Raw genomic sequence first — 1808 nt, 5'->3', positions numbered from 1 at the left:
ACCCCCCCGCCCCCGCGCCGCGATGATAATTAATACTCCGTCTCCGCCACACACCCCCCACAAATATAAAACCCCCCAAACCCGCGGGTTGGGAGCGGGTCACCAGCGGCCGTTGCGCGGGCGTGGCTGGCAGCGCGGGCACGTGTACGACGAGCGGTTCATGAACTCGTCGCGGCGCACCGGCGTCCCGCAGCGCGGGCACGGCTCGCCCTCCTGCCCGTACACCGCGAGCGACCGCGAGAAGTAGCCGGACTGCCCGTTGACGTTGACGTAGAGCGCGTCGAAGCTCGTGCCGCCCTGCGCGAGCGCCTCGGTCATCACCTCGGCGGCGGCGTCGAGCAGGCGGTGCGCCTCCGGGCGGCGCAGCGTGTCGGTGGCACGCGCGAAGTGCAGGCGGGCGCGCCACAGCGCCTCGTCGGCGTAGATGTTGCCGACGCCGGAGACGACCGTCTGGTCGAGCAGCGCGCGCTTCACCCCGGTCCGCCGACGGCGGATTGCGTCGACGACGTCGTCGCGCCGCAGGGCGGGGTCGAGCAGGTCGCGGCCGATGTGCGCGACCGGACCGGGCACGGCCGCGAGGTCCGAGCCGAGGCCGCCGGGTGCGCCGTCGGGCGTGGGCACGAGGTCCTGGACGGACAGGTGCCCGAACGTGCGCTGGTCGACGAAGTCGAGCGCGAGCGCGCCCGCCGGGCCCGCGCCGTCGGGCTCGAGCACGAGCCGCACGCGCAGGTGGGGCGACCGCTCGCCGAGGCCCGGCCCCGAGCGCACGAGGAGCTGGCCCGACATCCCGAGGTGCGCGAGCAGCGCGGCCGCGGGGCCGTCGTCGGGCCCGTCCGTCGGCCCGGCCGGGGTCAGCGGGAGCCAGAGGAACTTGCCGCGGCGTACCGCCGCGTCGAGGCGCTGGCCGAGGAGCTGGTCCCGGAAGTCCGCGGGGCCGCCGTCGTGGCGTCGCACGCTGTAGTCGCGCAGCACCTCGACGTCGACGACCCGGGCGCCCAGGACGTGGCGGCCGAGACCGTCGCGGACGGTCTCGACCTCGGGCAGCTCAGGCACCGGCGTCCTCGGCCGCCTCCGCCGTCGCCGTCGCGTGCTCCTTGGTCGTCTGCGACTCCGCCCGCTCGGTCGCCAGGGCGCGGTAGGCGCGCTCGGCGGCCTCCTGCTCGGCGTACTTCTTCGCGGTCCCGCTGCCGGTCCCGTAGAGGCGCCCGTCGAGGTGCACGTACGAGGTGAAGACGCGCGCGTGGTCCGGCCCGACGGCGTCGCTCGAGTAGGAGGGCGCGCTCAGCCCCGCGGCGGCGGCGGCCTCCTGGAGCGACGTCTTCCAGTCGAGCCCGGCTCCGAGCCCCGCGGCCGCCGACAGCGTCGGCTCCACGAGCCGGAGCACGAGGCCGCGCGCGGGCTCGAGCCCGTGGCTCAGGTAGACCGCGCCGATGATCGCCTCGACGGTGTCCGACAGGATCGAGTCCTTGTCGTTGCCGCGCGTGCGGATCTCGCCCTTGCCGAGCAGCACGTACTGCCCCAGCCCGAGCCGGCGAGCGATCGCGGCGAGCGACTTCTGCGAGACGGTCGCGGCGCGCATCTTGGCGAGCTCGCCCTCCGACAGGTCGGGGTGGCGGCGGTAGAGGGTCTCCGTGACGACGAGGCCCAGGACCGTGTCACCGAGGAACTCGAGACGCTCGTTCGTGGGGATGCCGCCGTTCTCGTGCGCGAACGACCGGTGCGTGAGCGCAAGCACGAGAAGCGGGGGGGGGGGGGGGGGCCGGGGGGCCCGCCCCACCCAGCGGGGGGCGGGGGCGGGGGGCCCGGCG

The 1808-nt window shown here is 75.4% G+C and carries 2 protein-coding genes; both read right to left on the bottom strand.

Going from position 1 to position 1808, the window contains the following annotated elements; all coding sequences use genetic code 11:
- Window positions 1–99: 99 nt before the first annotated feature.
- Window positions 100–1053: a bifunctional DNA-formamidopyrimidine glycosylase/DNA-(apurinic or apyrimidinic site) lyase gene (gene mutM, locus ACFWH7_RS05115; RefSeq protein WP_378215372.1), complete on the bottom strand. Its 954-nt coding sequence runs from the start codon at window positions 1051–1053 to the stop codon at window positions 100–102.
- On the bottom strand, window positions 1046–1777 hold the full coding sequence (gene rnc, locus ACFWH7_RS05110; protein WP_378215398.1) for a ribonuclease III: 732 nt from the start codon (window positions 1775–1777) through the stop codon (window positions 1046–1048). Before rnc ends, mutM begins: the two co-directional genes overlap by 8 nt.
- Window positions 1778–1808: the final 31 nt, after the last annotated feature.

This window comes from Cellulosimicrobium cellulans, assembly GCF_042723955.1.
In the GTDB taxonomy this organism is placed as follows: Bacteria; Actinomycetota; Actinomycetes; order Actinomycetales; family Cellulomonadaceae; genus Cellulosimicrobium; species Cellulosimicrobium cellulans_H.
The sequence above is the reverse complement of the archived record's forward strand: the minus strand, read 5'-3'. Positions and strand labels throughout refer to the sequence as shown.